This window comes from Streptomyces phaeoluteigriseus (genome assembly GCF_001896135.2).
In the GTDB taxonomy this organism is placed as follows: Bacteria; Actinomycetota; Actinomycetes; order Streptomycetales; family Streptomycetaceae; genus Streptomyces; species Streptomyces phaeoluteigriseus.
Map to the genome: position 1 here is coordinate 461422 of NZ_MPOH02000009.1, position 23552 is coordinate 484973.

Genomic DNA, 23552 nt, shown 5'->3' on the forward strand with positions numbered 1-23552 from the left:
CCGGACGCCGTGGCGGGGTGGGGCGGAGGGAAGGAGGCGAACGGGGCGTCGGCCCGCGGGGTACCGACCGTGGGCGTCGGGGTCACGCCGGGCAGGGAGGTCACCGTCCGCTGGTCATGGACGGACGGCTGCGCGTGGTCCTGCGGAGTGGGCACCTCGCTGGAGGCGATGGTGACGCCGGAGCCGTGCTCCGGGGTGGGGGCGGGCGCGGGCCAGGCGTCGGCCGAGGGGGCGGAGCCGCCCGAGGCCCGCGCGTCCCGCGCGGCGGGTCCGCCGGACGCGTCCCCCTTCTCCAGAGGCACGCGGGCGTACTGCGGTCCCTCCGTCCCCTCGGGCACGGAGCCGGGCGCGGCCCACGGGTGGTCGGCCGAATCGGTGGGTGCGTCGTCGGACATGCGCGGGACCCCCTCAGTCATGCGTCCCGCAATGCTAAGGCCCGGGCACGGAGGGCGGAGGGCCGCCCCGGACCGGTGGGACCCCACCCGCAGAACCCTCGTCGCTCCCCCGCCCCGTCCGCCTACGATGATCCCGTCTCATCGATCAGCCGATCACCCGCACCCCGTCGGCCCACGCGGCCCGGGGTGCCGTCCCGGGGAGGACCCCTTGACCCTGAACGCCTTCATCGCAGGCCTGCCCAAGGCCGAACTGCACGTCCATCACGTCGGATCGGCCTCCCCGCGGATCGTCTCCGAACTCGCCGCCCGCCACCCCGACTCCAAGGTGCCCACCGACCCCGAGGCGCTGGCCGACTACTTCACCTTCACCGACTTCGCCCACTTCATCGACGTGTACCTGTCGGTCGTGGACCTCATCCGCACCGCGGAGGACGTCCGGCTGCTCACGTACGAGGTGGCCCGCGACCTGGCCCGCCAGCAGGTGCGGTACGCCGAACTGACCATCACCCCCTTCTCCTCCACCCGGCGCGGCATCGACGAGCGCGCCTTCATGGACGCGATCGAGGACGCCCGCAAAGCGGCCGAGGCGGACTTCGGCACGGTCCTGCGCTGGTGCTTCGACATCCCCGGCGAGGCGGGCCTGGAGGCTGCCGAGGAGACGACGAGACTCGCCACCGACGACCGGCTGCGCCCCGAGGGACTCGTCTCCTTCGGCCTCGGCGGGCCCGAGATCGGCGTACCGCGCCCGCAGTTCAAGCCGTACTTCGACCGGGCGATCGCCGCCGGGCTGCGGTCCGTGCCGCACGCCGGCGAGACCACAGGACCGGAGACGGTGTGGGACGCCCTGACCCACCTGCGGGCCGAGCGCATCGGGCACGGCACCAGTTCCGCGCGGACGCCCGGCTCCTCGCCCATCTCGCCGAGCACCGCGTCGCGCTCGAGGTGTGCCCGACGTCCAACATCGCCACCCGCGCGGTCCGCACGCTGGACGAGCACCCGCTCCGGGAGTTCGTCGCGGCGGGCGTCCTGGTGACGATCAACTCCGACGACCCGCCCATGTTCGGCACCGACCTGAACAGTGAGTACGGCGTCGCCGCCCGCCTCCTCGACCTCGACGAGCGCGGCCTTGCCGACCTCGCGAGGAACGCCGTGGAGGCGTCCTTCCTCGACGCGCCCGGCAAGGCGCGGATCGCCGCCGAGATCGACACCTACACCACGGAGTGGCTCGCCCCCTGACGGCCGCCCCGCTCCCCGGCCACCAGCACAATGGGCCCATGCAGACCGTGACTGCCGTGGCCCACCGCGGCGACCCCTACCGCGTCCGTGAGAACACCCTCGACTCGCTGCGTTCCGCGCTCGACCAGGGCGCGGACGCCGTCGAGATCGACGTACGGCTCACCAGGGACGGTGTGCCCGTGCTGCTGCACGACGAGACGCTGAAGCGGCTGTGGGAGCGGGACCGGCCGCTGCTGTCGCTGTCGGCGGCCGAGGTGCGCGGGCTGACGGAGGGCGGGGTGCCGACGCTCGCGGAGGCGCTGGCCGCGACCGAGGGCAGCCGGGTGATGCTGGACCTGCCCGGCACCCGGGAGGTGCGGACGGCACGCCGGGTGGTGGACGCCGTCCGCGAGGCCGGGGCGGCGGACCGCGTCTACTACTGCGCCGACGCCACCGCGATGCTCGCCGTCCGCGCCGCCGACCCGTCCGCCGAGATCGCCATGACCTGGACGAGCCTTGCTCCGCCGCGGCCCGTGCTGCTGGCCGCGGTCGGGCCCCGCTGGCTCAACTACCGCTTCTCCCTGGTCGACCGGGACCTGGCCGCCCGCGTCCACCGGGACGGCCGGCTGCTGTCCGTGTGGACCCCGGACACCCGCCGCGCCATGCGCCGGCTCATCGACCTGGGCGCCGACTCGATCACCACCAACCGCATCGACGTCCTCTGCGCCCTTCGCAGGAGCGGCTAACCGGCCGCGTGGGCGAGCGGCGGGGCGATCGCCTGGGCGTCGGCGCCCTCGCCCACCCACAGGCCGATCAGCAGGGCCGCCGTCGCCTCGACCAGGCCGGCCCGGTCCAGTCCGCCCGCGTTCAGCGGCTCGCAGCCGAGGTCGCGCACGAGTTGTCGTACGACGTCCAGGGCGGCCGGGTCGTCGCCGCAGAGCGGGACGGCGAGGGGGCGGCCGTCGAAGACGGGCGGGGTGAGCCGCCAGACGTCGACGTGGCAGAGGTTGAAGGCCTTGACGACGTGGGCGTCCGGCGCGGCGGCGGCGATGCGTTCGGCGCCCGCCGGTCCGCCCGCCGTGAGCAGCCGGAAGCCGGCGCCGACCGGGTTGGTGCAGTCGATCAGCGCCCTTGCGCGCAGCGCCTCCCCGAGCCCGCCGACCACCTCGGCGACGGCCGCGTACGGCAGTGCCAGCAGCACCGCGTCGGTGCCGAACTCCGCCGCCTCCCGCAGGCCGCCGGAACGGCCGCCCGTTCTCACCTCGTGTCCCGCGCGCCGCCACTGGGTGCCGAGCGCGTCCGCCATCTGTCCGCTTCCGAGAATCCCTATCCGCATACGCCTGACGGTAGGAGGACGCTCGGGCACCATTCGGTACGTGACCACCGACTCGGACTTCCTCGCCGACTGCCGGGCCCGGCTCGCCTTCGACCTGCTCGCGAACACGTGGAACGCCGTGGTGCTCTGGGCGCTGCGCGGCGGTCCGGTCCGCCACGGGGAACTGCGGGAGCGGATCGGCGGCATCAGTCAGAAGGTGCTGACCGAGACCCTGCGGCGGCTGGAGTTCAACGGCCTGGTGGCCCGCCGCGCTCACGACTGCGCGCCGCCCCGCGTGGACTACGAACTGACCGAGCTGGGGCGGACGTTGCTCGCGCCGATCGACGCCTTCGGCGCATGGGCGTTCGAGCACGGGGACGACGTGCTGGCCGCGCAGGACCGCTACACGCGGGAGCGCTGAGGCACGGTCGCGGGGTCGGCCGGGGTGGCCCGGGTGACGTACTGCGGGACGGGGGTGCCGTCGTCGCCGGTGTCGCGGACGAGGCCGTAGCGGATGACGCCCTGCCCGGGGCCCCGTTGGAGGTCGCCGTCGGCCGCCTGCCAGGTGGTGGGGAAGACGATGATGCCGTGGTCGGCGCCGCGTTCGTTCCGGGTGAGCGTGCCCGTGCCGTCGACGTAGAAGTACTCGTTCTGCCACATCTGCTGGGTGCCGGCCGGCAGGACAGTGTGGCCGGTGTCCGGACCGCCCATGCCGGTGGTGGGGCCGTCGGAGCTGGTGTCGAGGGGGGTTATCCATGCGGCGGCCCCGCCGGAGGCCACGCGGAACAGCCTGCCCTCCAGGCCGGCCTGCGCGGCGGCGATCGTGGCGTGCCACTGCCGCCCGTCCCCGTGGTCCGCGTCCCTGCTCGTGCCCGCACCTCCTCAGCAGGGGGTGTGCGCTTGGCGATGTCGGAGATCACGTTCGGAGACGGGCGAGGGGCCCGCGCGATAACAGTCTTTCGGGCCTGGGGAGAACCGGTCGGGAGCCCCGGGAGCCCCCTAGGGGGTGATCCCCGACAACACCCTTGCGTGGTGCGGGACTTGCTCCGGGACAGACCGGGGTCGCACGCCCTCCCCGGTGACGATCCGGTCGCCGCCGGACGGCCGCAGGATGATCACGTATCCCGTCGCCGATCCCCAGGAGCCTTTCCGCATGCGTGCTCACCGCCGTACCGTCGCCCTCGCCGCCTCCCTGGTGCTCGCTCTCGGGGCCGGCCCGCTGGCCGTCCCCGCGTTCGCCTCGTCCACCGCCCCGGCCGCGGCGGAGACGTGTCCCGACGGCGTGAACGCGCGGGCCCTGTGCGAGGCGCTCGCCGGACTCCCCGACGCGGACGCGACGGCGGCCCTGGTCCGGGTGGGCGGCACCGACGGCACCTGGCGGGGCAGCGCCGGCGTGCGGGACCTGGCGAGCGGCCGTGCCGCCGACCCGGACGCCCGTTTCCGGGCCGGCTCGGTGACGAAGGTGGTGACGGCGGCGGCGGTGCTCAAGCTCGCGGCGCGCGGTGAGATCGACCTGGCCCGGCCGGTCCAGCGCTATCTGCCGGGCCTCCTCGGCAGGGACTTCCGGCCCGTCACCGTAAGGCAGTTGCTGAACCACACCAGCGGCATCCCGGCGGGCGACGGACTCGGCGAAACCTTCGAGGAGGTGTACGCCCACCGCTACGACACGCTCACGCCCCAGGCGGTCGTGGCGTCGGCGGCGGCGAAGGGTCCGGAGTTCCGTCCCGGCCGGAAGCAGCACTACCTCAACATCAACTACACGGTGCTGGGCCTGCTGATCGAGAAGGTGACCGGGCGGCCGTACGCCGTCGCGGCCACCGACCTGGTGCTGGCGCCCGCCGGGATGGCCGACACCTACTTCCCCGGCACCGACCCGCGCATCCTCGGCCCCCACAACCACGGTTACCAGGCCGTGGAGAAGGCCGACGGGACGACGGAGTTCGTCGACGTCACCGAGTGGAACCAGGCCGACCGGTTCGCGGCCGGGGACATGATCTCCACGACCGCGGACCTGGAGCGACTGCTCAACTCGCTGTTCGCGGGACGGATCGTGCCGCGGCCCCAACTGCGGGAGATGTTCACCGTCCCGGCGCACATCGAGGGGGCCGAGTACAGCGCCGGGCTCCAGCGGTTCGAGTACGGCGGCCGGGTCCACTGGCTCAAGTCGGGCGGCCGGTACGGCTACAACGCGCTGATCGCGGGGACCCGGAACCTGAGCCGGACCCTGGTCTACTCGGTCAACGCGACGGACGCGAAGGGCGAGGGAATGAACCCGGTGGCCGAGCGCATCGCCCTCGCCGCGCTCAAGTAGCGGCGACCGCCCAGGCGTTGGGGGAGGTGAGCGCCTCCAGCCGCTTGATCTTCCGTCGGACGACGTACAGCGGGATCACGCCGAACACGCCGAACGACATGTCGAGCACGCTCCACCAGAAGGGGATGCCGCGGATCGGCCCGCAGATCAGGGCGAGCGGGATGATCCCGGCACAGGCGATCATCGCGAACTCGACGACCCAGATGTTGCGGACCGGGTCGCGGTAGGGGCCGTAGAAGGCGACCGCGATGACGAGGTGCGCGAAGGCCAGCCAGTCGGTGCCGTAGAGGACGAAGGGGTACTCGGCGTCGACGACGTCGAGCCCCTGCCGCACCCGCACGATCCAGTCCATGAGGGCGGGGAGGTGCTCCGGCACGGACAGGGCCCGCAACAGGTCCTCGGTCCAGCGGAGTTCGTGCACCAGCGGGAAGGCCGTGGCGCCGCTGAGCACCAGGCAGACGACGAAGAAGACAAGCCAGGCTCGGATGCCCTTGAGGAGGGCGGCTCTGTCGCTCATGGCGGCAGCGTACGCCAGCGAGTTGAACATGTTCAAAACCATTCGGGCGCCCGCCGCGCCGACGAACGCCCCTCCCCTTCTCTTCATACCCCGAGGGGGTATAGAGTTGCTGTCACAGATACCCCCCATGGGTATTTGCGGCAAGCGAAGAGAGAAGAGTCGGGAGCCCGGTATGAACCCCTTGCAGAAGATCGGCGCGTTCACGGCGGCGCTGGCCGCGGCCTTCGGCACCGCCTACGGGGTCGGTACGGCGTTCGGCCCGGTCGGCCAGGACACGACGGCCGCCGGACACACCGAGAGCCACGGCCCGGACCCGGCCGAGAGCCCCCCGGCCGGGGATCTCCTCCCGGCCGGCCTCCAGGTCTCCCAGGACGGCTACTCCCTGGACCTGGAGACCACCGCCCTCCCGGCCGGGAGGAAGAGCACCCTGCGCTTCGTCGTCCGGGACGCCGACGGCGACCCCGTGACCCGCTACCGGACCGCACACGGCAAGCAGCTCCACCTGATCCTCGCCTCGCGCGAGCTGACGACGTACCGCCATCTCCATCCCGTCCGGGCCGCCGACGGCACCTGGAGCACCCCGGTGGACCTGCCGGACGCGGGCGGCTACCGCGTCTTCGCGGACTTCCTGCCGGCCGGTGGGAGCGAGGGCCTCACCCTGGGCTCCGACCTGACGGTCACCGGGCCGTACCGGGCGAGCGAACCGCCCGCGCCCGCGGCCACCACCACCGTCGACGGCTACACCGTCGCCCTCGAGGGCACGCTCGCCGCGGGCGCCGAGAGCGACCTGGCCTTCACCGTCCGCCGGGACGGGCGGCCGGTCACCGACCTGGAGCCCTACCTCGGCGCCTACGGCCATCTGGTCGCCCTGCGCGCCGGCGACCTGGCCTACCTGCACGTCCACCCGCACGAGGAGGCCGAGGGCGACAGGACGTCCGGGCCCGGGGTGTCCTTCGCCGCCACCGCGCCCAGCGCCGGCACCTACCGGCTGTTCCTGGACTTCAAGGTCGACGGGACGGTCCGCACGGCGGCCTTCACGGTACGGGCCGGCACACAGGCGGCACCCGGGACCGGGACCGGTACACCCGAGGAGACGCCCCACGAGGACACCTCGCACGGCCACTGAGGCAGGCTCACCTCGGTTCCCCGTCCAGCGACACACGCCGTACGCCTGCGGATGCCCTTCCAGCCCCCTCGGTTCGTACGGGCACCTGCCGACCGCGTGACAGAACTCGTCGGTGACATCGCCCTCGAACGTGTGAGCGCCGGACGGCGACAGCGCGGCCCGGCAGCCCGGCAGCCCGGCGGACCGGCGGGTCCGGCGGTCCGACAGCCCGCAGCCCGCAGCCCGCAGCCCGGCAACCCGGCAACCCGCCAACCCGGCCACCCGGCAGCCCGAGGGTGATCAGCCCCTCGGGCTCACCGGCGCGAACCGCTCCCGGAGGGCGCCATAGAGGGCGTACTCAACTCGACGGACGGCGCGGGAGAGGCATCCGACGGCGGCACCGTGCGCGCCGGGCCGGGCGTGGGCCTCGCGGTGTCGGTGTCGGTTTCGGTGCCGCGGTCGGGGGTCCGGCTCCCCTCGGTGGGGTCCGGGACGGAGGGAACGGGTGACGTCGAGGGCGCCGGCACGGCGGACCGGCTGCTCGCGGGCGGCGGGGCCATCGGGACCGTGGGGGCGGCCGGGGCCTCCGATCCGCCGAGGCGCAGCGGCAGCAGAGCCAGGGTGGCGACCGCGCAGGTCGCGCCCACGGCGACGGCGGTCCGCAGCAGCCGGCGGCGGACGGCGCCGCGACGGACCGCCTCGTAGTGGCCGGGCGGCGGGGCGAGATGACCGGACGGGGGCCGCAGGATGACGGTGAGCGGGTCGTCGGGCGCGCGGTCCGTGCCGTCGCCCGCGTCGTCAGCGTGCGTGATCAAGGCTTCTCCCCAGGTGTGCGCGGAGCAGTTCGCGGGCCGCGTGCAGATCGGACTTGACGGTTCCTTCCTTGCGCCCGGTGAGCACGGACACCTCCCGGATCGGCATGTCAGCGTAGTAGTGCAGCAGGATCGGTACGCGCAGCCGGTCGGGCAGCGACTGCACGAGCAGCCGGACCGACGGGTCGGCGGGCTGGGCGGTCGGGTTGACCGCGGCCTCGACGGTCGCCCGGCGCACGGCCCGGCGTTCGCGTTCGAGCCTGCGCCAGTGGTCGCGGACCAGGTTGGCGGCGGTGACGTAGAGGAAGCCCTGCGGCTCGGCGACCGCCGTCCAACGGGCCCAGAGCCGGGTGAACGCCTCCGAGGCGATCTCGTGGGCGGTCTCGTCGTCGTCGACGAGCCGGCGGCACCAGCCGGCCAGGCGCGGGTAGAGGGCGGCGAACAGTTCGGCCGCCGCCCTCTCGCGGGATCGTTTCACCGTTCTCCCGCACGGGTCAGGACCGCGAACACGATCACGTTGTCGCGGTACTCGTCGCCGGTGAGCGGCCCGCCGCAGGTGATGAGACGCAGTTCGGGCCGGTCCACGTTCCCGTAGACGTCGGCGGTGGGGAACTCCTTCTTGCCGACGGTCCGTACGGCGGTGACGGCGAACTCCGCGGTCGTGCCGTTCTCCAGGCGCGCCGTGATCCCGTCGCCCGGCCGCAGCCGGTCGAGCCGGCGGAAGACACCGTCGCCGTACTTCCCGACCGTGACATGGCCGAGGAGCACCGACGGCCCCCTCTGGCCGGGCGTCGGCGAGTACCGGTACCAGCCGGCCCGGTCGTCGGCCGTGACGGCGGGCACCTCCACGCTGCCGTCGGCCTGGAGGCCCAGCCGTACGACCGGGGTGTCGACCCCGATGGCCGGGATCCGCAGGACGACCGGCGCCGAGCGCTCGAGCGGCCGGCCGGCCCTCCCCGGGGAGGGCACCGGCGCGGGGGGGCGTCGTGCTCGCGGCCCGGTCCGCCGGACTGCCGCCGGCGCAGCCCGCGAGCAGTCCGGCGCCGGCCGCGGTGAGGAAGGCGCGCCTGGAGTACGGGCTCATGCGCCGGTCGTCCTCCGGCGACGCAGGACGTACACCCCGACGCCGCCCGCGGCGAAGACCGCCGCGAGACCGCCGATCAGCGTGCCGTCGCCCGACGACGGCGCGGCCGTCGTGGTCACACCGGTGTCGGCGGCTCCGCGGGGGACGACGGGGACCTGGTCGTCGGAGCCCGAGGTGACGGTGGGCGCGGGCTCCGGGGTCGCCTCGCTGGGGGCGGGAGCCGGTGTGGGTGCCGTCGCGGTGCTGGACGGGACGGGAGTCGGCGTCCCGCCGTCGGCGAACGCGGGCCCCGCGCCGATCAGCAGGGCGGTGGCCGCAACTGCCAGGGCGGTGGAGCCGGTTCGGCGGATGATTCGCATGAGTCGCTCTCCTTCGTCGGTCCGCACGGGTCGCGTGACGGATCGAGCGGAGAGACGAGACAGCGGGGACACAGGTTGTAAAGAGATGGCAAAGCCGGACGGCGGACGGCGGTGGTGCCGAACAGCGCCACCCCGGACGGATACACCCGCCCGGAACACCGCCGCCCCGGACGGATACACCGTCCGGGGCAGCGCGGCGAGACGGCCCGGCCGCCGGAGGCCCGGGGCCTCTCGTTCGGATCACGCCGCAGACGCGGGGTCCGGCACGCGCCTGCGGCGTTGTCGACTTCCTGCGACCTGACCCAACGACAGGCCCTAACCGTCGAGCGACGTCATCACGTGCTTGATCCGCGTGTAGTCCTCGAAGCCGTACCCCGACAGGTCCTTGCCGTAGCCGGACTTCTTGAAGCCGCCGTGGGGCATCTCGGCGACGAGCGGGATGTGCGTGTTGATCCACACGCAACCGAAGTCGAGCTTCTTGGACATGCGCATCGCGCGGCCGTGGTCCTTGGTCCACACCGAGGAGGCGAGGGCGTACTCGACGCCGTTGGCGTACTCGACGGCCTGGTCCTCGTCGGTGAAGGTCTGGACGGTGATGACCGGGCCGAAGACCTCGTTCTGGACGATCTCGTCGTCCTGCTTCAGGCCGGAGACGACGGTCGGGGCGTAGAAGTAGCCCTTGTCGCCGACCCGGTGGCCGCCCGCCTCGACCTTGGCGTGGGCGGGCAGGCGCTCGATGAAGCCGGTGACCTGCTGGAGCTGGTTGGGGTTGTTCAGCGGGCCGAAGAGCACGTCCTCGTCGTCCGGCTGCCCCGTCCTCGTCTCGGACGCGGCCTTCGCCAGTGCCGCCACGAACTCGTCGTGGATGGCCTCCTGGACGAGGACGCGGGTGGCGGCCGTGCAGTCCTGGCCCGCGTTGAAGAAGCCCGCCACGGAGATGTCCTCGACGGCCTTGGCGATGTCGGTGTCCTCGAACACGACGACCGGCGCCTTGCCGCCCAGCTCCAGGTGGACGCGCTTGACGTCCTTCGAAGCGGACTCGGCGACGGACATGCCGGCACGTACGGAACCGGTGATGGACGCCATCGCCGGGACCGGGTGCTCGACCATCAGGCGGCCGGTGTCGCGGTCACCGGTGACGACGTTGAAGACACCCTTGGGCAGGATCGAGCCGACGATCTCGGCAATCAGGACGGTGGAGGCCGGGGTGGTGTCCGACGGCTTGAGCACCACCGTGTTGCCGGCCGCGATCGCCGGGGCGAACTTCCACACGGCCATCATCATCGGGTAGTTCCACGGCGCCACCTGCGCGCAGACGCCGACCGGCTCGCGGCGGATGATCGAGGTCATCCCGTCCATGTACTCGCCGGCCGAGCGCCCCTCCAGCATCCGGGCCGCGCCCGCGAAGAAGCGGATCTGGTCCACCATGGGCGGGATCTCCTCGGACCGCGTGAGCCCGATCGGCTTGCCGGTGTTCTCCACCTCGGCGGCGATCAGCTCCTCGGCGCGCTCCTCGAACGCGTCCGCGATCTTCAGCAGGGCCTTCTGCCGCTCGGCCGGGGTGGTGTCGCGCCAGGCCGGGAAGGCGGCCGCGGCGGCCTCCATGGCGGCGTCCACGTCCGCCGGGCCGGACAGCGGTGCGGTCGCGTACGCCTCGCCCGTGGCGGGGTTGACCACCTCGGTGGTCCGTCCGTCGGCGGCGTCCCGGAACTCACCGGCGATGTAATTCCGTAGGGTGCGCAGCCCACGCGGCTCGGTGCTCACTGCCGGCCTCCTGTTTCAGGGTCGAACTGTCCAATCACTGAGACACCCACCCTAATCGGCCGACCGACGTTCTCAACACCCCCGATCGAGCCACTCCTGCGAAATCCGCAAGTCTCGGTGACGTAAACAACGAATTTCATCGCCCGCGCCTTGCGCAACTATCGAGACGTCGTGCAGAGTGACGTCGTGGCCAGTCGAAGCGCAGAGCACCGGGACTCCCGCGAGTCCAAGAACGGCACCCCTCCTCTGGATGCCGTCAGTCTCGGCATCATCGAGCAGCTCCAGGAGGACGGCCGCAGGCCGTACGCCGCGATCGGCAAGGCCGTCGGCCTGTCGGAGGCGGCCGTGCGCCAGCGCGTCCAGAAACTGCTCGACCAGGGCGTGATGCAGATCGTCGCCGTCACGGACCCGCTCACCGTGGGCTTCCGCAGGCAGGCGATGGTCGGGATCAACGTCGAGGGTGACACCGAGGCGATCGCCGACGCGCTCACCGACATGGCGGAGGTCGAGTACGTGGTGATGACCGCCGGCTCGTTCGACGTCCTCGCCGAGATCGTCTGCGAGGACGACGACCACCTGCTCGACGTCATCAACAAGCGCATCCGTGCCCTGCCCGGCGTGCGCTCCACCGAGAGCTTCGTCTATCTGAAGCTCAAGAAGCAGACCTACATGTGGGGAACCCGATAACCGTGAGGACCCGATAACCGTGAGCACCAAGGACCTCAGCCGCACCGCGTACGACCACCTGTGGATGCACTTCACCCGCATGTCCTCGTACGAGAACGCGCCCGTCCCGACGATCGTCCGGGGCGAGGGCACCTACATCTACGACGACAAGGGCAGGCGCTACCTCGACGGTCTCGCGGGCCTGTTCGTGGTCCAGGCCGGTCACGGCCGCACGGAACTCGCCGAGACGGCCTTCAAGCAGGCGCAGGAACTGGCGTTCTTCCCGATCTGGTCCTACGCCCACCCCAAGGCCGTCGAGCTGGCCGAGCGCCTCGCGCACCACGCGCCCGGCGACCTGAACAAGGTCTTCTTCACCACCGGCGGCGGCGAGGCGGTCGAGACCGCCTGGAAGCTCGCCAAGCAGTACTTCAAGCTGACCGGCAAGCCCACCAAGTACAAGGTCATCTCGCGTGCGGTCGCCTACCACGGCACCCCGCAGGGCGCCCTGTCCATCACCGGCCTGCCGGCCCTGAAGGCCCCCTTCGAGCCGCTCGTCCCGGGCGCGCACAAGGTCCCCAACACCAACATCTACCGCGCCCCGCTCTTCGGCGACGACCCGGAGGCCTTCGGCCGCTGGGCCGCCGACCAGATCGAGCAGCAGATCCTCATGGAGGGCCCGGAGACGGTCGCCGCCGTCTTCCTGGAGCCGGTCCAGAACGCGGGCGGCTGCTTCCCGCCCCCGCCCGGCTACTTCCGGCGGGTGCGCGAGATCTGCGACCAGTACGACGTCCTGCTCGTGTCGGACGAGGTCATCTGCGCCTTCGGCCGCCTGGGCACGATGTTCGCCTGCGACAAGTTCGACTACGTGCCGGACATGATCACCTGCGCCAAGGGCATGACCTCGGGCTACTCCCCGATCGGCGCCTGCATCATCTCCGACCGCCTGGCCGAGCCGTTCTACAAGGGTGACAACACCTTCCTGCACGGCTACACCTTCGGCGGCCACCCGGTCTCCGCGGCCGTCGGCATCGCCAACCTCGACCTGTTCGAGCGCGAGAACCTCAACCAGCACGTCCTCGACAACGAGGGCGCCTTCCGGGCCACCCTGGAGAAGCTGTACGACCTGCCGATCGTCGGCGACGTCCGCGGCAACGGCTTCTTCTACGGCATCGAGCTGGTCAAGGACAAGGTGACGAAGGAGTCCTTCACCGACGAGGAGACCGAGCGCGTCCTGTACGGCTTCCTGTCCAAGGCCCTCTTCGACAACGGCCTGTACTGCCGTGCCGACGACCGCGGCGACCCGGTCATCCAGCTCGCCCCGCCGCTGATCTCCAACCAGCAGACCTTCGACGAGATCGAGCAGATCCTGCGCGCCACGCTCACGGAGGCGTGGACGAAGCTCTGATGATCTTTGGGGATCTTCCGCTCAGGTGATCAACACCGGCCCCGGTGCCGTCCGTTCGAGTGAGAAACGGCGGCCCGGGGCCGTGTGCTGTCCGGATGCCCGAGCCGGGCTGCCTAGCGTGCCAGTGACCGATCGGCCCGGCCTTCGTTCCCCCGGACGGGGGAACGACACGGGAACTACGGATCTGAACGAAGGTGTACGCCCATGGAGGCCCCGCCGGACAACGACGTGCTGTGGGCACGCTCCCTGCACTACACGCACCCCGACGGCTCCCCCGCGCTGGGCGGCGTGTCCCTCGGCGTGCGGGAGGGCGAGATCCTCGCCGTCACCGGGCCGCGCGGCAGCGGCAAGACCGCCCTGCTGCACTGCCTGTCCGGGCTGGCCCGCGGACAGCGCGGCGAGGTCTGGTTCAACAGCGTCCCCGTGCACACCATGGGGCCGATGGCCCGCGAACGGCTCCGGCGCGACCGCTTCGGCTGGATCGACCCGGCCCCGGTCCTCGTCCCCGAGCTGAACGTCTGGGAGAACGCGGCCCTCCCCCTCATGCTGCGCGGCACCAGCCGCCGCCGCGCCAAGGCCGCCGCCCTGGAGTGGCTGGAACGCCTCGACATCGGCGACAAGGCCCGCCTGCGGCCCTACGAGCTGACCCAGTCCGAACGCCAGCGCGTCTGCATCACGCGGGCCCTGGCCCCGGCCCCGTCGGTCCTCTTCGCGGACGAGCCGACGGCCCCCCTGCACCGCGCGGACCGCGGTCACGTGCTGCGCACCCTGACCACGGCGGCCCGCTCGCACGGCATCACCGTCGTCCTGGCCACCCACGACGCCGACACGGCGGCCCTCGCGGACCGCACGGTCTCCCTCCTGGACGGACGCCGGGTGCGCACCGTCCATCTGCCGCCGGTCACCGAGTCGGAAGGCCGGGCGGCGTGCTCGCTCTCCGCCTGACCCGCAGCGCCCGTCCGGCGTCCAACTGCGCCGTCTGCTCGTCGCGACGGCCTCGGCCGGAACCGGCTTCCTCCTCCTGTGCACCCTCGGCCACGCCCTGGGCCACCCCGACACCCCCGCGGGCTCCGCGCTCCGGCTGGCCTGGTGCACGGTCCCGCTGGCCGCCACCGTCCACTTCGCGCTGGCGGTCGCCCGCACCGACCCGGGCACCCGCCCCCGCCCCGGGCTGGCGGCGATCGGCCTGGGCCCGGCCCGCCTGATGGCGATCTCGGCGACCACGACGGCCCTGTCCACCGCCGTCGGCTCGATGCTGGCCCTCCTCCTCTTCCTCCACCTCCGCGGCGACCTCACGGGCATGCCCTTCGACGGAGCGGCGGCATCGTTCCTGGCCGCGGACATCCCGCTGCCCCTCCCGGCCGCCCTCACCCTCCTGGCCCTCGCCCCGGCGGCGTCCTCACTGGCGGTAGCCCTGACCCTGCGCCCCCGGGACACCCGCCTGGCAGCGAACTCCCGCGGCACCGGCCTGGCCCTCCGCCGCTTCACCACCACGGCGAAGCTCCAGGAAACCTTCGGTGCCTACGGACGCTTCGGCGCAAGACAGTCCGGCCACGACGCCGCCGGGAGGTGCGGATCGGGCGACACCCCACCTCCCCTCCAGGCAGCGGGCGCGCGAGCCGCCGGGGCGGCACGGGTGGGCGCCGGGGGTCTCCCCTCCGGGGGAGTCAGCGCGCCGGCGCCGGGCAGCGTGACCCAGCCACCGCCCTCCCCTGGGGGCGCGGCCCTCCTCGCCGCCGGCCTCGCCGTGGAGGCCTACGCCAGCCGCTCCCCCGGCCACCACCTCACCCTCCCCGGCGGCCCCACCGGCCCCGCCGCGGTCCTCCTCGGCTGGACCCTCACGGCGATCGGCCTCGCCGTGGCCGGCCCCAGCCTCACCCACCTCTGCGGCCGCTCCTCCAGGCCGCCCGCCCCGGCGCCCTCCGCCTCCTCGCGGGCCGCGGCCTGATGGAGGAGGCGTCCCGCATCGGCGCCCCCCTGGGCATCCTGTGCGCCGTGGCCTCCGGCGCGTACACGATGGCCGTCCTGTACGACCCCGCCGACTCCTCCTTCGGCCCGCTCACCACCCTCGGCGCGGCCCTGGTCGCCGGCTGCGCCGTCGCCACGCTGCTGACGGCCGCGGTCGAGGCCCGCCAGGCCCGCGCCGCCACCACAGCCGCCCTGCTCCGCCTCGGCGCCCCGTCCACGGCGCTGCGCAGCGCGGCGGCGCTCCGGGCGGGCGCCCTCGCCGCGATGTTCGTTCCGCTCACCCTGACCGTGGCCGCCCTCGCCGCGCTGCCGCTGACTCCCTGAGCCGGCTGCGGGAGCCGCCGGGAGCCGTACGAAAATCCACGCGAAGAAATCTGCGGGCCACCGATGACTTCCGCGCGGGCCCCGGGTCTAACCCACCGAAGAACACGCGCACCGCGCACCAGCCGTACGACCCGATGGGAGACACCCCGATGAGCACTCCGGCCTACCAGCAGATGGTCTTCGTCAACCTGCCCGTGAGCGACCTGGACGCCTCCAAGAAGTTCTTCACGGAGCTGGGTTACTCGATCAACCCCCAGTTCAGCGACGAGAACGCGGCCTCCGTGGTGATCAGCGACAACATCATCGCGATGCTGCTCACCAAGCCGTTCTACGCGACCTTCACCAAGAAGGAGATCGCGGACGCCACGAAGACCAGCCAGGTCATGATCGCGCTGAGCGCCGAGAGCCGTGAGAAGGTCGACGAACTGGTCGACCGCGCCCTGGCGGCGGGCGGCTCGCCGGCCAACGAGACGCAGGACCAGGGCTTCATGTACGGCCGTTCCTTCGACGACCCCGACGGCCACACCTGGGAGGTCGTCTGGATGGACCCGGCGGCCATGCAGGGCTGATCCACCGGTGACGCGGCACGCCTAGCATGGGCGGGTGCATCCGACACCCGCCCAGCCGTACGACGGCACCCACGACCGTGAGATCGAGTCCCTCGCCGAGTTCGACGAGGTCGTCTCCACCCGGGGCACCCTGGCCCACTTCCGCGTCCAGGCGGTCGATCTGACGGACCGTACGGACGTCCTGCTCGCCGTGGACACCGCGGGCGCCGTCTTCCTCGGCTGCCCGATGGACCCGGCCGCGGCGACGAAGGCCCGCACCGGCGGCGCCCTGGTCTTCCCACCGATACCGGGCCTCTCCTTCGACCCGTACCGCGCCTTCGTCTACACGCCGGACGAGTTGTACGCCTCGCTCGACGAGGGCTACGAGTCGACCCCGGACGCCCTGACCTACCGCTGGTTCCAGCAGACCAAGGCGGACGGCGACATCTTCGCCTCCATGCTCCGCGCGATCCATGACGACGCCGTCTCGGACGCGCTCGACGAACTCCTCGCCGGTTCCCCGGTGGTGGGAGTGATGGGCGGCCACGCCATGGCCCGCGGGACGGACGCGTACGCCGGTGCGGCGCGCCTCGGCCGCGAACTCGCCCGTGCCGGACTGACGGTGGCGACCGGTGGCGGTCCGGGCGCGATGGAGGCGGCCAACCTCGGCGCCTACGCGGCTCCCTTCCCCGACGCCATGCTTCCCGAGGCGCTCGGGCTGCTCGCCGGGGCACCGACGTTCACGCCCTCGGTCACCGACTGGGCGTCGGCCGCCTTCGAGGTCCGCACCCGCTGGCCGGGAGGCGGCACCTCGGTCGGCATCCCCACCTGGTTCTACGGCCACGAGCCGCCGAACCCCTTCGCCGCGCACCTCGCCAAGTACTTCTCCAACGCCACCCGCGAGGACGGCCTGCTGGCCCGCTGCACCGCCGGCGTCGTGTTCCTGCCGGGTGCCGCCGGGACCGTACAGGAGATCTTCGACAGCGCGACGCCCAACTACTACGAGTCACGGGGCGAGCCGACGCCGATGGTGCTCGTGAACCGGGCGCACTGGACGGAGCGGCTGCCCGCCTGGCCGCTGCTGCGGAACCTCGCCGGGGGACGGTCGATGGAGGACCGTATCGCCCTGGTCGACCGGATCGAGGAGGCTCCCGAGGCGCTGAAACGTCTCGGCGGTTAATGAGCGGGCAAAGCCGAGCGGCTGGAAGCATCGACGCATTGACACTTCTTATGGAACGCTTATAGACCTGAGGGACCCCTGGGGAGGCTGTCGCCGCCGCATCGGGGGCGGCATCTCCCCCTCCGCCCCCCGCAGTTGCACATCACGTAAAGGACAAACGTGTCCCCATCCCGCCGTACCGCCGCTCGTTCGGTGCGCATGTTCGGTCTCGTCAGCGCCTCGGCCGCCCTGGTCCTCGGCATCTCCGGCACCGCGCTGGCCACCGACCCCCTCGGCATCGGGCAGTTCTCCGCGGCAGCCTCCTGCGACGGCTCGAAGGGCGTCATCACCGTCACCTCCACCGACGCGACGGCCACCCCCGCGGTCGTCACGGTCTTCCTCCAGAACAACAACGCCGACCTGAGGCGGATCGGCGAGCCCACGCCGGTCAAGGGCTCGGCCGAGGGCGTCGCCGTCACCTTCGCCGAGAACTGGGCGCCGGGCGCGAAGTACCGGGTCCACATCAAGTCCGGCAGCGACCTCGACGCCGACATCCCGATCCTGGAGGCCCCCGCCAAGGCCTGCACCGGCGCCGACGACACCCCCACCACCCCGTCGGCGTCCTCGACTCCGTCCACGACCCCCTCCGGCACCGCCTCGACCCCGGCTGCCGCGACGGGCGAGCCGACCCGGTCGGCCGCCGAGAGCGACAGCACCGTGCCCGCGGCCTCCGCGAGCAACGCGCCGTCGCCCGCCGCCCAGGAGTCCAACCTCGCCGAGACCGGCGCCAGTTCGCGCACCGGCCTGATCGTCGGCATCGCGGCCGTCCTGGTCGTCGTCGGCGGCGGGGCGGTCTTCTTCGGTATGCGCCGCAAGGGCACCGGCAACCGCTGACCCCGCAGGGTGGCCCGCCCCGAGAAGCACTGCGCGCGGGGGCGGGCCACTCGCCGGTCACGCCGGCCGGATCCGCCGGTTCAGCCGAAGGTCGTCCACACCGGCCGGACGCCCCGGTGCACCGCGGCGGGCAGCTCGTCCGACGGCCGTGCGGCAGGTTCCGCCGCACCCCCCTGGGCCGTCCGCCCTCCCCGGCCCAGCCCCACCTTCCGCGTCCAGCGGGGCAGGACCCCCCTCGGCCTCCGGCCCGCCGTGCGACGGCACCTGCGCGTCCCGGACGTGCTCCGCGCCCGCGCCCCCGTCCGCGCCCGCCGTTACCGCACCAGCAGCTCGGCCCTGGCGCAGGGCGCGCCCGTACGCGCGGCACGATCAGTCGAGCACCACGATCTCGGCCGCGTCGAACTCCACCCCGACCGTGTCCCCGACCTCCGGTGCCAGCCGCAGCGCACACGCGGCCTCCAGGCGTGGCGCGTCCTCCGGCTGGAGGTGGACGGCGACATGGGTGCCCTTGAAGGTGCGGGCCGTGACCGTGCAGGGCAGGCCCTGCTCCGCCTCGACCAGCCGTACCCCGGCCGGCCGTACCAGCAGCGCGCGGGCGCCCTGCGGGGAGCCGGCCGCACCGGCACCTTGCCCCACGGCGTGTCCGCGGCCTCCTCGACGACGCTCGCCTCCACCACGTTGTCGAAGCCGAGGAAGCGGGCCACGAACGCGTCCGCCGGCCGCTGCCACACCTCGAGCGGCGTACCGGACTGGGCGATCCGCCCGTCCCGCATCACCACGACCCGGTCGGCCAGCGCGAACGCCTCGCCCTGGTCGTGGGTGACGGCGAGCACCGTGGTGCCCAACCGCCCGAACAGTTCCCGCAGTTCCACGACCAGCCGCTCCCGCAGCGAACGGTCGAGCTGCCCGAGCGGCTCGTCCAGCATCAGCAGCCGGGGGCTGGGCGCGAGCGCGCGGGCGAGCGCCACCCGCTGCTGCTCACCGCCGGACAGTGCGGCGACGGACCGCCGGCCGGCGTCCGGCAGCCCCACCAGGTCGAGCAACTCCCGTACGCGTTCCCGCTGTCGGCGCCGGTCGGTGCCCCGCATGCGCAGTCCGAAGGCGACGTTGCCGCCCACGTCCCGCTGCGGGAACAGCTGATGGTCCTGGAACATCAGCCCCAGTCCCCGCCGGTGCGCGGGCACGCCCGCCTGGTCGCGTCCGTCGAGCACCACCCGCCCGGCGTCCAGGGGTTGCAGCCCGGCCACCACCCGCAGCAGCGTCGACTTGCCGCTGCCGCTGGGCCCGAGCACACACACCACCTCGTGCTCGACGACGTCGAGATCGACGGCGTCCAGCACCGCCCGCCCCCCGAACCGCACGGTCGCGCCTTCGAGCCGCAGCATCAGAACTCCCCCGTACGGTCGGTGCGCAGCCGCTCCAGCACCAGCAGGGCGATCGCGCACACCAGCATCAGAATCGTCGAAAGGGCCATCGCCTGCCCGTAGTTCAGCTCCCCGGCCCGCCCCAGCAGGCGTGCCACGGCGACCGGCAGGGTCGGGTTGTCGGGCCGCGCGATGAACACCGTCGCCCCGAACTCCCCCAGCGACACCGCGAAGGCGAACCCGGCGGCGACCAGCAGCGCCCGCCGCACCATCGGCAGGTCCACCTCCCGCCACACCCGCCACGGCGACGCCCCGAGCACGGCCGCCGCCTCCCGCAGCCGCTCGTCCACCGCCCGCAGCACGGGCAGCATGGTCCGCACGACGAAGGGCACACCGACCAGCGCCTGCGCGAGTGGCACCAGGATCCAGCTGGCCCGCAGGTCCAGCGGAGGTTCGTCGAGCGCGATCAGGAAACCGAAGCCGACGGTCACCGCGGAGACGCCCAGCGGCAGCATCAGCAGCGCGTCGAACCCGCGGACCAGCCGCCCGGAGTCCCGCCGGGTCAGGGCCGCCGCCGCCAGCCCGCCGACCGTCACCGCGATCACGGTCGCGGCGAGGGCGTACTCCAGCGAGTTGCCGACGGCCTCGATCGGCGGGACCAGGAACACATTGCCGTCATCGCTGGTCAGCGCCCTGTAGTAGGCGAAGTCCGGGGCGTCGAGGGAGCGTTGCACCAGCACCGCCAACGGCAGCACGAGCAGCAGCGCGACCGTGCCGAGCACCCCGGCGAGCAGCGCCCACTGTCCCGCCCCGCGCGGCCGCCGCGAAGTCCCCGCCGCGTCCACCAGCCGCAGCGCGCTCTCCCGCCGCCGTACGGTCCAGGCGTGCACGGCGAGGATCGCGCCGACGGCGAGGAACTGGACGATCGTGAGGACGGCGGCCGTCGACAGGTCGAAGATCTCCGAGGTCTGCCGGTAGATCTCGACCTCCAGCGTGGAGAAGGTCGGGCCGCCGAGGATCTGCACCACGCCGAAGGAGGTGAAGGTGAAGAGGAACACCATGAGCGCGGCGGCGGCGACGGCCGGAGCGAGGGCCGGCAGGGTGACCTGCCGCCAGGCCCGCAAGGGAGAGGCGCCGAGCATCCGGGCGGCCTCCTCCTGCCGCGGGTCGAGCTGCGCCCACAGTCCGCCGACCGTCCGCACGACGACGGCGTAGTTGAAGAAGACGTGCGCGAGCAGGATCGCCCACACGGTGGTGTCCAGCCGTACGCCCCACAGCTCGTCGAGGAGACCGCCGCGGCCGACCAGCGCCAGGAACGCCGTACCGACGACGACGGTCGGCAGCACGAACGGGACGGTCACGACGGCGCGCAGGACCTGCTTGCCGGGGAAGGAGAACCGGGCGAAGACGTAGGCGGCGGGCAGGGCGATCAGCAGGGTGAGCCCGGTGGAGGCGAGCGCCTGCCAGGTGGTGAACCACAGGACGTGCCGGATGTCGGACTGCCCGAGCACGTCGAACAGGCGCCCGAAGTGCCAGCCGCCACCGGAATGCAGTCCACGCGAGAGGATCGCGGCGACCGGGTAGGCGAAGAACAGTCCGAAGAACGCGACGGGCAGGGCCATGAGCCCCAGCCGCGCCGCGCTCCCGGTACGCCGGCGGCGCGGGGCCGCCCGCCGGTCTACTTCAGTACGAGCGAGGTCCACGACTTGACCCACTGGTCGCGGTCCGCGGCGATCTTCGCCGGGTCCATCGTCTCGGGAGCCTCGGCGGCCGGGCCGTACTCGGTGAACTCGGCGGGTACGGCCGCGCCCTTCGCCACCGGGTAGACGAACATGTTGAGCGGCATGTCCTCCTGGAAGGTCTTCGAGACCAGGAAGTCGATCAGCGCCTTGCCGCCCTCGCTGTTCTCGGCGTTGCTCAGCAGTCCGGCGAACTCGACCTGCCGGAAGCAGGTGCCGGTCGCGACACCGGTCGGCGCGGTCGTCGGCTTCGGGTCGCCGTAGATCACCTCGGCGGGCGGCGAGGAGGCGTAGGAGACGACGAGCGGCCGGTCCGCGCCGGCCTTCCTGCCGCCGGCCGAGCCGGAGAACTCCTCGTTGTAGGCCTGCTCCCAGCCGTCGACCACCTTCACGCCGTTGGCCCGGAGCTTCTTCCAGTAGCCCTCCCAGCCGTCGTCCCCGTACCTGGCGGCGGTGCCGAGCAGGAAACCGAGGCCGGGCGAGGAGGTGGAGGCGTTCTCGGTGACGAGCAGGTCCTTGTACGCCGGCTTCACGAGGTCGTCGAAGGTTACGGGCGGGGCCAGCTTGCGGTCGGCGAAGTACTTCTTGTCGTAGTTGACGCAGATGTCGCCGTAGTCGACGGGCGTGACCCGGTGCTTTCCGGCGTCCAGCTGGTACTGCTCGTCGACCTGGTCCAGCCCCTTCGCCTCGTACGGCTGGAAGAGGCCGTTGTCGAGCGCGCGGGAGAGCAGGGTGTTGTCGACGCCGAAGAAGACGTCGCCCTGCGGGTTGTCCTTGGTGAGGATCGCCTTGTTGACGGCCTGCCCGGCGTCGCCGTCCTTGAGGACCTTCACCTGGTAGCCGGACCGCTTCTCGAAGTCGGCGAGCACGCTTTCGGAGACGGCCCACGAGTCATGGCTGACGAGGGTGACGGTCTTGCTCCCGCTCTGCGGGGAACCGCCGTCGTCCGACGATCCGCAGGCGGACAGCGTGACGAGACCGAGGCCGACGGCCGCGGCCACGAATGTCCTGATGTGCACTGGAATTCCTCCTGGGGTGACCAGGAAGAGACGCGGCCCTGCCCGGAACCCGCGGGGGGTGTCCGGGCAGGGCGCAACAGCTCGAGTGATGACCGAACTTCCTACCCAGAATGACCTGGGCGAGGTTCAGAGGGTCTGCGGCCCGGTGCCGCACTCTCAGCGCTGTGGCGCTCCCCTGTCGGAATATGAAGATGTCTGATGTCCGATTTACCGCACTGTCTGAAAACAGGACAGTACTTACGTCGGTCAGACTACCGCTCGGTGGCGGCGAGCTGACCACACGCCCCGTCGATCTCCTGACCGCGCGTGTCCCGGACGGTGACGGGTACGCCGTGCGCCGCGATGGCCTCGACGAACGCCTTCTCGTCCTCGGGCCGGGAGGCGGTCCACTTCGAGCCCGGTGTCGGGTTGAGCGGGATCAGGTTCACATGCACGGGCCGGCCCTTGAGCATGCGACCGAGACGGTCACCGCGCCAGGCCTGGTCGTTGATGTCACGGATCAGCGCGTACTCGATGGACAGCCGGCGGCCGGACCTCTCGGCGTACTCGAACCCCGCGTCGAGCACCTCGCGCACCTTCCACCGCGTGTTCACGGGGACGAGGGTGTCGCGCAGCTCGTCGTCGGGGGCGTGCAGCGAGATGGCCAGTCGGCACTTGAAGCCCTCGTCCGAGAACCGGTTGATGGCCGGCACCAGTCCCACGGTCGACACGGTGATCCCGCGCTGCGAGAGCCCCAGCCCGTCGGGGGCGGGGTCGGTGAGCGCGCGGATGGAGCCGACGACCCGCTTGTAGTTGGCGAGCGGCTCGCCCATGCCCATGAACACGATGTTGGACAGCCGGGCCGGCCCGCCGGGGACCTCCCCGTCGCGCAGCGCCCGCATCCCGTCCACGATCTGGTGGACGATCTCGGCGGTGGACAGGTTCCGGTCCAGTCCCGCCTGCCCGGTCGCGCAGAACGGGCAGTTCATCCCGCAGCCGGCCTGCGAACTGATGCACATGGTCACCCGGTCCGGGTACCGCATCAGCACCGACTCCACGAGCGTGCCGTCGAACAGCCGCCAGAGCGTCTTGCGGGTGGTCCCCTGGTCCGTCGACAGATGCCGTACGACCGTCATCAGATCGGGCAGCAGCGCCTCGCGCAGCTTCTCCCGGGCACCGGCGGGGATGTCGGTCCACTCGGCCGGGTCGTGCGCGAAGCGCGCGAAGTAGTGCTGGGACAGCTGTTTCGCACGGAACGGCTTCTCACCGATCTCCGCCACCGCCTCCTTCCGCTCGGCGGGCGAGAGGTCGGCGAGATGCCGCGGCGGCTTCTTGGCTCCGCGGGGGGCGACGAAAGTGAGTTCTCCGGGCTTAGGCATGGCTCTACCAGTGTCGCAGATCCATTCGGGTGCCCCGGTCGGCTCGGAACGGCCCGCCGATCACGGCGGCGCACCAGGCGGCGTACGGCTTCGTCCGGTGCCGTCCGCCGCTGTAGGGCTTCGGCCTGCGCCGTCCGTTCTGCGCGAGGAGCGCCCCTCGCACCATCGGCACGGCGGATCACCGGGGTACGGCCGTCCTCACCCCCTCACCCCCCTCACCCCCGTCTTGCC

General features: G+C 72.4%; 20 protein-coding genes and 5 pseudogenes. 12 read left to right on the forward strand and 13 right to left on the reverse strand.

Annotated elements, in window-relative coordinates; all coding sequences use genetic code 11:
• Positions 1–416 (reverse strand): annotated as a pseudogene (locus BM536_RS40770) (hypothetical protein); the annotation flags it as partial.
• 54 nt (positions 417–470) lie between these two features.
• On the opposite strand from BM536_RS40770, the pseudogene BM536_RS09740 reads away from it, so the two are divergent.
• A pseudogene (locus BM536_RS09740) lies at positions 471–1631 on the forward strand (adenosine deaminase).
• Positions 1632–1669: 38 nt separating this feature from the next.
• Complete coding sequence (locus BM536_RS09745) at positions 1670–2356, forward strand: glycerophosphodiester phosphodiesterase (RefSeq protein ID WP_073498023.1); 687 nt, start codon at positions 1670–1672, stop codon at positions 2354–2356.
• Here BM536_RS09745 and BM536_RS09750 read toward each other — a convergent pair.
• Positions 2353–2946 carry an NADPH-dependent F420 reductase gene (locus tag BM536_RS09750; RefSeq protein ID WP_094102812.1) on the reverse strand — a complete coding sequence of 198 codons (594 nt, stop codon included), beginning with the start codon at positions 2944–2946 and terminating at the stop codon, positions 2353–2355. The two genes, BM536_RS09745 and BM536_RS09750, sit on opposite strands and share 4 nt — an antisense overlap.
• A gap of 40 nt (positions 2947–2986) precedes the next feature.
• On the opposite strand from BM536_RS09750, the gene BM536_RS09755 reads away from it, so the two are divergent.
• On the forward strand, positions 2987–3346 hold the full coding sequence (locus BM536_RS09755; protein WP_073498010.1) for a winged helix-turn-helix transcriptional regulator: 360 nt from the start codon (positions 2987–2989) through the stop codon (positions 3344–3346).
• Here the strand turns inward: BM536_RS09755 and BM536_RS09760 are convergent.
• Positions 3328–3729 (reverse strand): annotated as a pseudogene (locus tag BM536_RS09760) (sigma-70 family RNA polymerase sigma factor); the annotation flags it as partial. The gene BM536_RS09755 and the pseudogene BM536_RS09760 overlap by 19 nt on opposite strands.
• 349 nt (positions 3730–4078) lie before the next feature.
• On the opposite strand from BM536_RS09760, the gene BM536_RS09765 reads away from it, so the two are divergent.
• Positions 4079–5236 carry a serine hydrolase domain-containing protein gene (locus tag BM536_RS09765; RefSeq protein ID WP_094102870.1) on the forward strand — a complete coding sequence of 386 codons (1158 nt, stop codon included), beginning with the start codon at positions 4079–4081 and terminating at the stop codon, positions 5234–5236.
• Here the strand turns inward: BM536_RS09765 and BM536_RS09770 are convergent.
• A complete protein-coding gene (locus BM536_RS09770; protein ID WP_073498021.1) occupies positions 5229–5753 on the reverse strand; it encodes a hypothetical protein in 525 nt (174 codons plus the stop codon). The genes BM536_RS09765 and BM536_RS09770 overlap by 8 nt on opposite strands.
• A 172-nt stretch (positions 5754–5925) precedes the next feature.
• On the opposite strand from BM536_RS09770, the gene BM536_RS09775 reads away from it, so the two are divergent.
• Positions 5926–6879 (forward strand): hypothetical protein, encoded by a 954-nt coding sequence (locus tag BM536_RS09775; RefSeq protein ID WP_073498009.1) that lies wholly within the window; start codon positions 5926–5928, stop codon positions 6877–6879.
• A gap of 293 nt (positions 6880–7172) precedes the next feature.
• Here the strand turns inward: BM536_RS09775 and BM536_RS09780 are convergent, their stop codons facing one another.
• The 5 genes from BM536_RS09780 to BM536_RS09800 form a co-directional block, all read right to left on the reverse strand.
• Complete coding sequence (locus BM536_RS09780; RefSeq protein WP_094102813.1) at positions 7173–7673, reverse strand: hypothetical protein; 501 nt, start codon at positions 7671–7673, stop codon at positions 7173–7175.
• A complete protein-coding gene (locus tag BM536_RS09785) occupies positions 7657–8148 on the reverse strand; it encodes an RNA polymerase sigma factor (protein WP_073498007.1) in 492 nt (163 codons plus the stop codon). Before BM536_RS09785 ends, BM536_RS09780 begins: the two co-directional genes overlap by 17 nt.
• Complete coding sequence (locus tag BM536_RS09790) at positions 8145–8639, reverse strand: class F sortase (RefSeq protein ID WP_245873352.1); 495 nt, start codon at positions 8637–8639, stop codon at positions 8145–8147. Before BM536_RS09790 ends, BM536_RS09785 begins: the two co-directional genes overlap by 4 nt.
• A 111-nt stretch (positions 8640–8750) precedes the next feature.
• Positions 8751–9104 carry a hypothetical protein gene (locus BM536_RS09795; protein WP_094102871.1) on the reverse strand — a complete coding sequence of 118 codons (354 nt, stop codon included), beginning with the start codon at positions 9102–9104 and terminating at the stop codon, positions 8751–8753.
• A gap of 324 nt (positions 9105–9428) precedes the next feature.
• A complete protein-coding gene (locus tag BM536_RS09800; RefSeq protein WP_073498003.1) occupies positions 9429–10877 on the reverse strand; it encodes a gamma-aminobutyraldehyde dehydrogenase in 1449 nt (482 codons plus the stop codon).
• Between the two features lie 171 nt (positions 10878–11048).
• Between BM536_RS09800 and BM536_RS09805 the strand changes: the two genes are divergently transcribed.
• The 7 genes and pseudogenes from BM536_RS09805 (at position 11049) to BM536_RS09835 (ending at position 17841) form a co-directional block, all read left to right on the forward strand.
• On the forward strand, positions 11049–11564 hold the full coding sequence (locus BM536_RS09805) for an Lrp/AsnC family transcriptional regulator (protein ID WP_073498001.1): 516 nt from the start codon (positions 11049–11051) through the stop codon (positions 11562–11564).
• Between the two features lie 19 nt (positions 11565–11583).
• On the forward strand, positions 11584–12948 hold the full coding sequence (locus BM536_RS09810; RefSeq protein ID WP_073498000.1) for an aspartate aminotransferase family protein: 1365 nt from the start codon (positions 11584–11586) through the stop codon (positions 12946–12948).
• Positions 12949–13152: 204 nt separating this feature from the next.
• Positions 13153–13893 (forward strand): ABC transporter ATP-binding protein, encoded by a 741-nt coding sequence (locus BM536_RS09815; protein ID WP_094102814.1) that lies wholly within the window; start codon positions 13153–13155, stop codon positions 13891–13893.
• Positions 13875–15240 (forward strand): annotated as a pseudogene (locus BM536_RS09820) (hypothetical protein). The gene BM536_RS09815 and the pseudogene BM536_RS09820 overlap by 19 nt, the downstream one beginning before the upstream one ends.
• Before the next feature lie 149 nt (positions 15241–15389).
• Positions 15390–15809 carry a VOC family protein gene (locus tag BM536_RS09825; RefSeq protein ID WP_073499268.1) on the forward strand — a complete coding sequence of 140 codons (420 nt, stop codon included), beginning with the start codon at positions 15390–15392 and terminating at the stop codon, positions 15807–15809.
• Positions 15810–15843: 34 nt separating this feature from the next.
• Positions 15844–16968 carry an LOG family protein gene (locus BM536_RS09830; protein WP_073499259.1) on the forward strand — a complete coding sequence of 375 codons (1125 nt, stop codon included), beginning with the start codon at positions 15844–15846 and terminating at the stop codon, positions 16966–16968.
• A gap of 159 nt (positions 16969–17127) precedes the next feature.
• Complete coding sequence (locus tag BM536_RS09835; RefSeq protein WP_094102815.1) at positions 17128–17841, forward strand: LAETG motif-containing sortase-dependent surface protein; 714 nt, start codon at positions 17128–17130, stop codon at positions 17839–17841.
• Positions 17842–18210: 369 nt separating this feature from the next.
• Here BM536_RS09835 and BM536_RS09840 read toward each other — a convergent pair.
• The 4 genes and pseudogenes from BM536_RS09840 to rlmN form a co-directional block, all read right to left on the reverse strand.
• Positions 18211–19226: pseudogene (locus BM536_RS09840) on the reverse strand (ABC transporter ATP-binding protein).
• Positions 19226–20827: an ABC transporter permease gene (locus tag BM536_RS09845; protein WP_094102816.1), complete on the reverse strand. Its 1602-nt coding sequence runs from the start codon at positions 20825–20827 to the stop codon at positions 19226–19228. The pseudogene BM536_RS09840 and the gene BM536_RS09845 overlap by 1 nt, the downstream one beginning before the upstream one ends.
• A 56-nt stretch (positions 20828–20883) precedes the next feature.
• Positions 20884–21963 carry a thiamine ABC transporter substrate-binding protein gene (locus BM536_RS09850; protein WP_073499265.1) on the reverse strand — a complete coding sequence of 360 codons (1080 nt, stop codon included), beginning with the start codon at positions 21961–21963 and terminating at the stop codon, positions 20884–20886.
• A 251-nt stretch (positions 21964–22214) separates the two neighbouring features.
• Entirely contained in the window at positions 22215–23321 is a 1107-nt protein-coding gene (gene rlmN / locus BM536_RS09855) for a dual-specificity RNA methyltransferase RlmN (protein WP_073499266.1), read from the reverse strand.
• Between the last annotated feature and the right edge of the window lie 231 nt (positions 23322–23552).

What these genes read in the sequence shown, in the direction of transcription:
- BM536_RS09745 (WP_073498023.1), top strand. Translation starts at nt 1,670, where the DNA reads ATGCAGACCGTGACTGCCGTGGCCCACCGCGGCGACCCCTACCGCGTC.
- BM536_RS09750 (WP_094102812.1), bottom strand. Translation starts at nt 2,946, where the DNA reads ATGCGGATAGGGATTCTCGGAAGCGGACAGATGGCGGACGCGCTCGGC.
- BM536_RS09765 (WP_094102870.1), top strand. Translation starts at nt 4,079, where the DNA reads ATGCGTGCTCACCGCCGTACCGTCGCCCTCGCCGCCTCCCTGGTGCTC.
- BM536_RS09770 (WP_073498021.1), bottom strand. Translation starts at nt 5,753, where the DNA reads ATGAGCGACAGAGCCGCCCTCCTCAAGGGCATCCGAGCCTGGCTTGTC.
- BM536_RS09775 (WP_073498009.1), top strand. Translation starts at nt 5,926, where the DNA reads ATGAACCCCTTGCAGAAGATCGGCGCGTTCACGGCGGCGCTGGCCGCG.
- BM536_RS09815 (WP_094102814.1), top strand. Translation starts at nt 13,153, where the DNA reads ATGGAGGCCCCGCCGGACAACGACGTGCTGTGGGCACGCTCCCTGCAC.
- BM536_RS09825 (WP_073499268.1), top strand. Translation starts at nt 15,390, where the DNA reads ATGAGCACTCCGGCCTACCAGCAGATGGTCTTCGTCAACCTGCCCGTG.
- BM536_RS09845 (WP_094102816.1), bottom strand. Translation starts at nt 20,827, where the DNA reads ATGGCCCTGCCCGTCGCGTTCTTCGGACTGTTCTTCGCCTACCCGGTC.
- rlmN (WP_073499266.1), bottom strand. Translation starts at nt 23,321, where the DNA reads ATGCCTAAGCCCGGAGAACTCACTTTCGTCGCCCCCCGCGGAGCCAAG.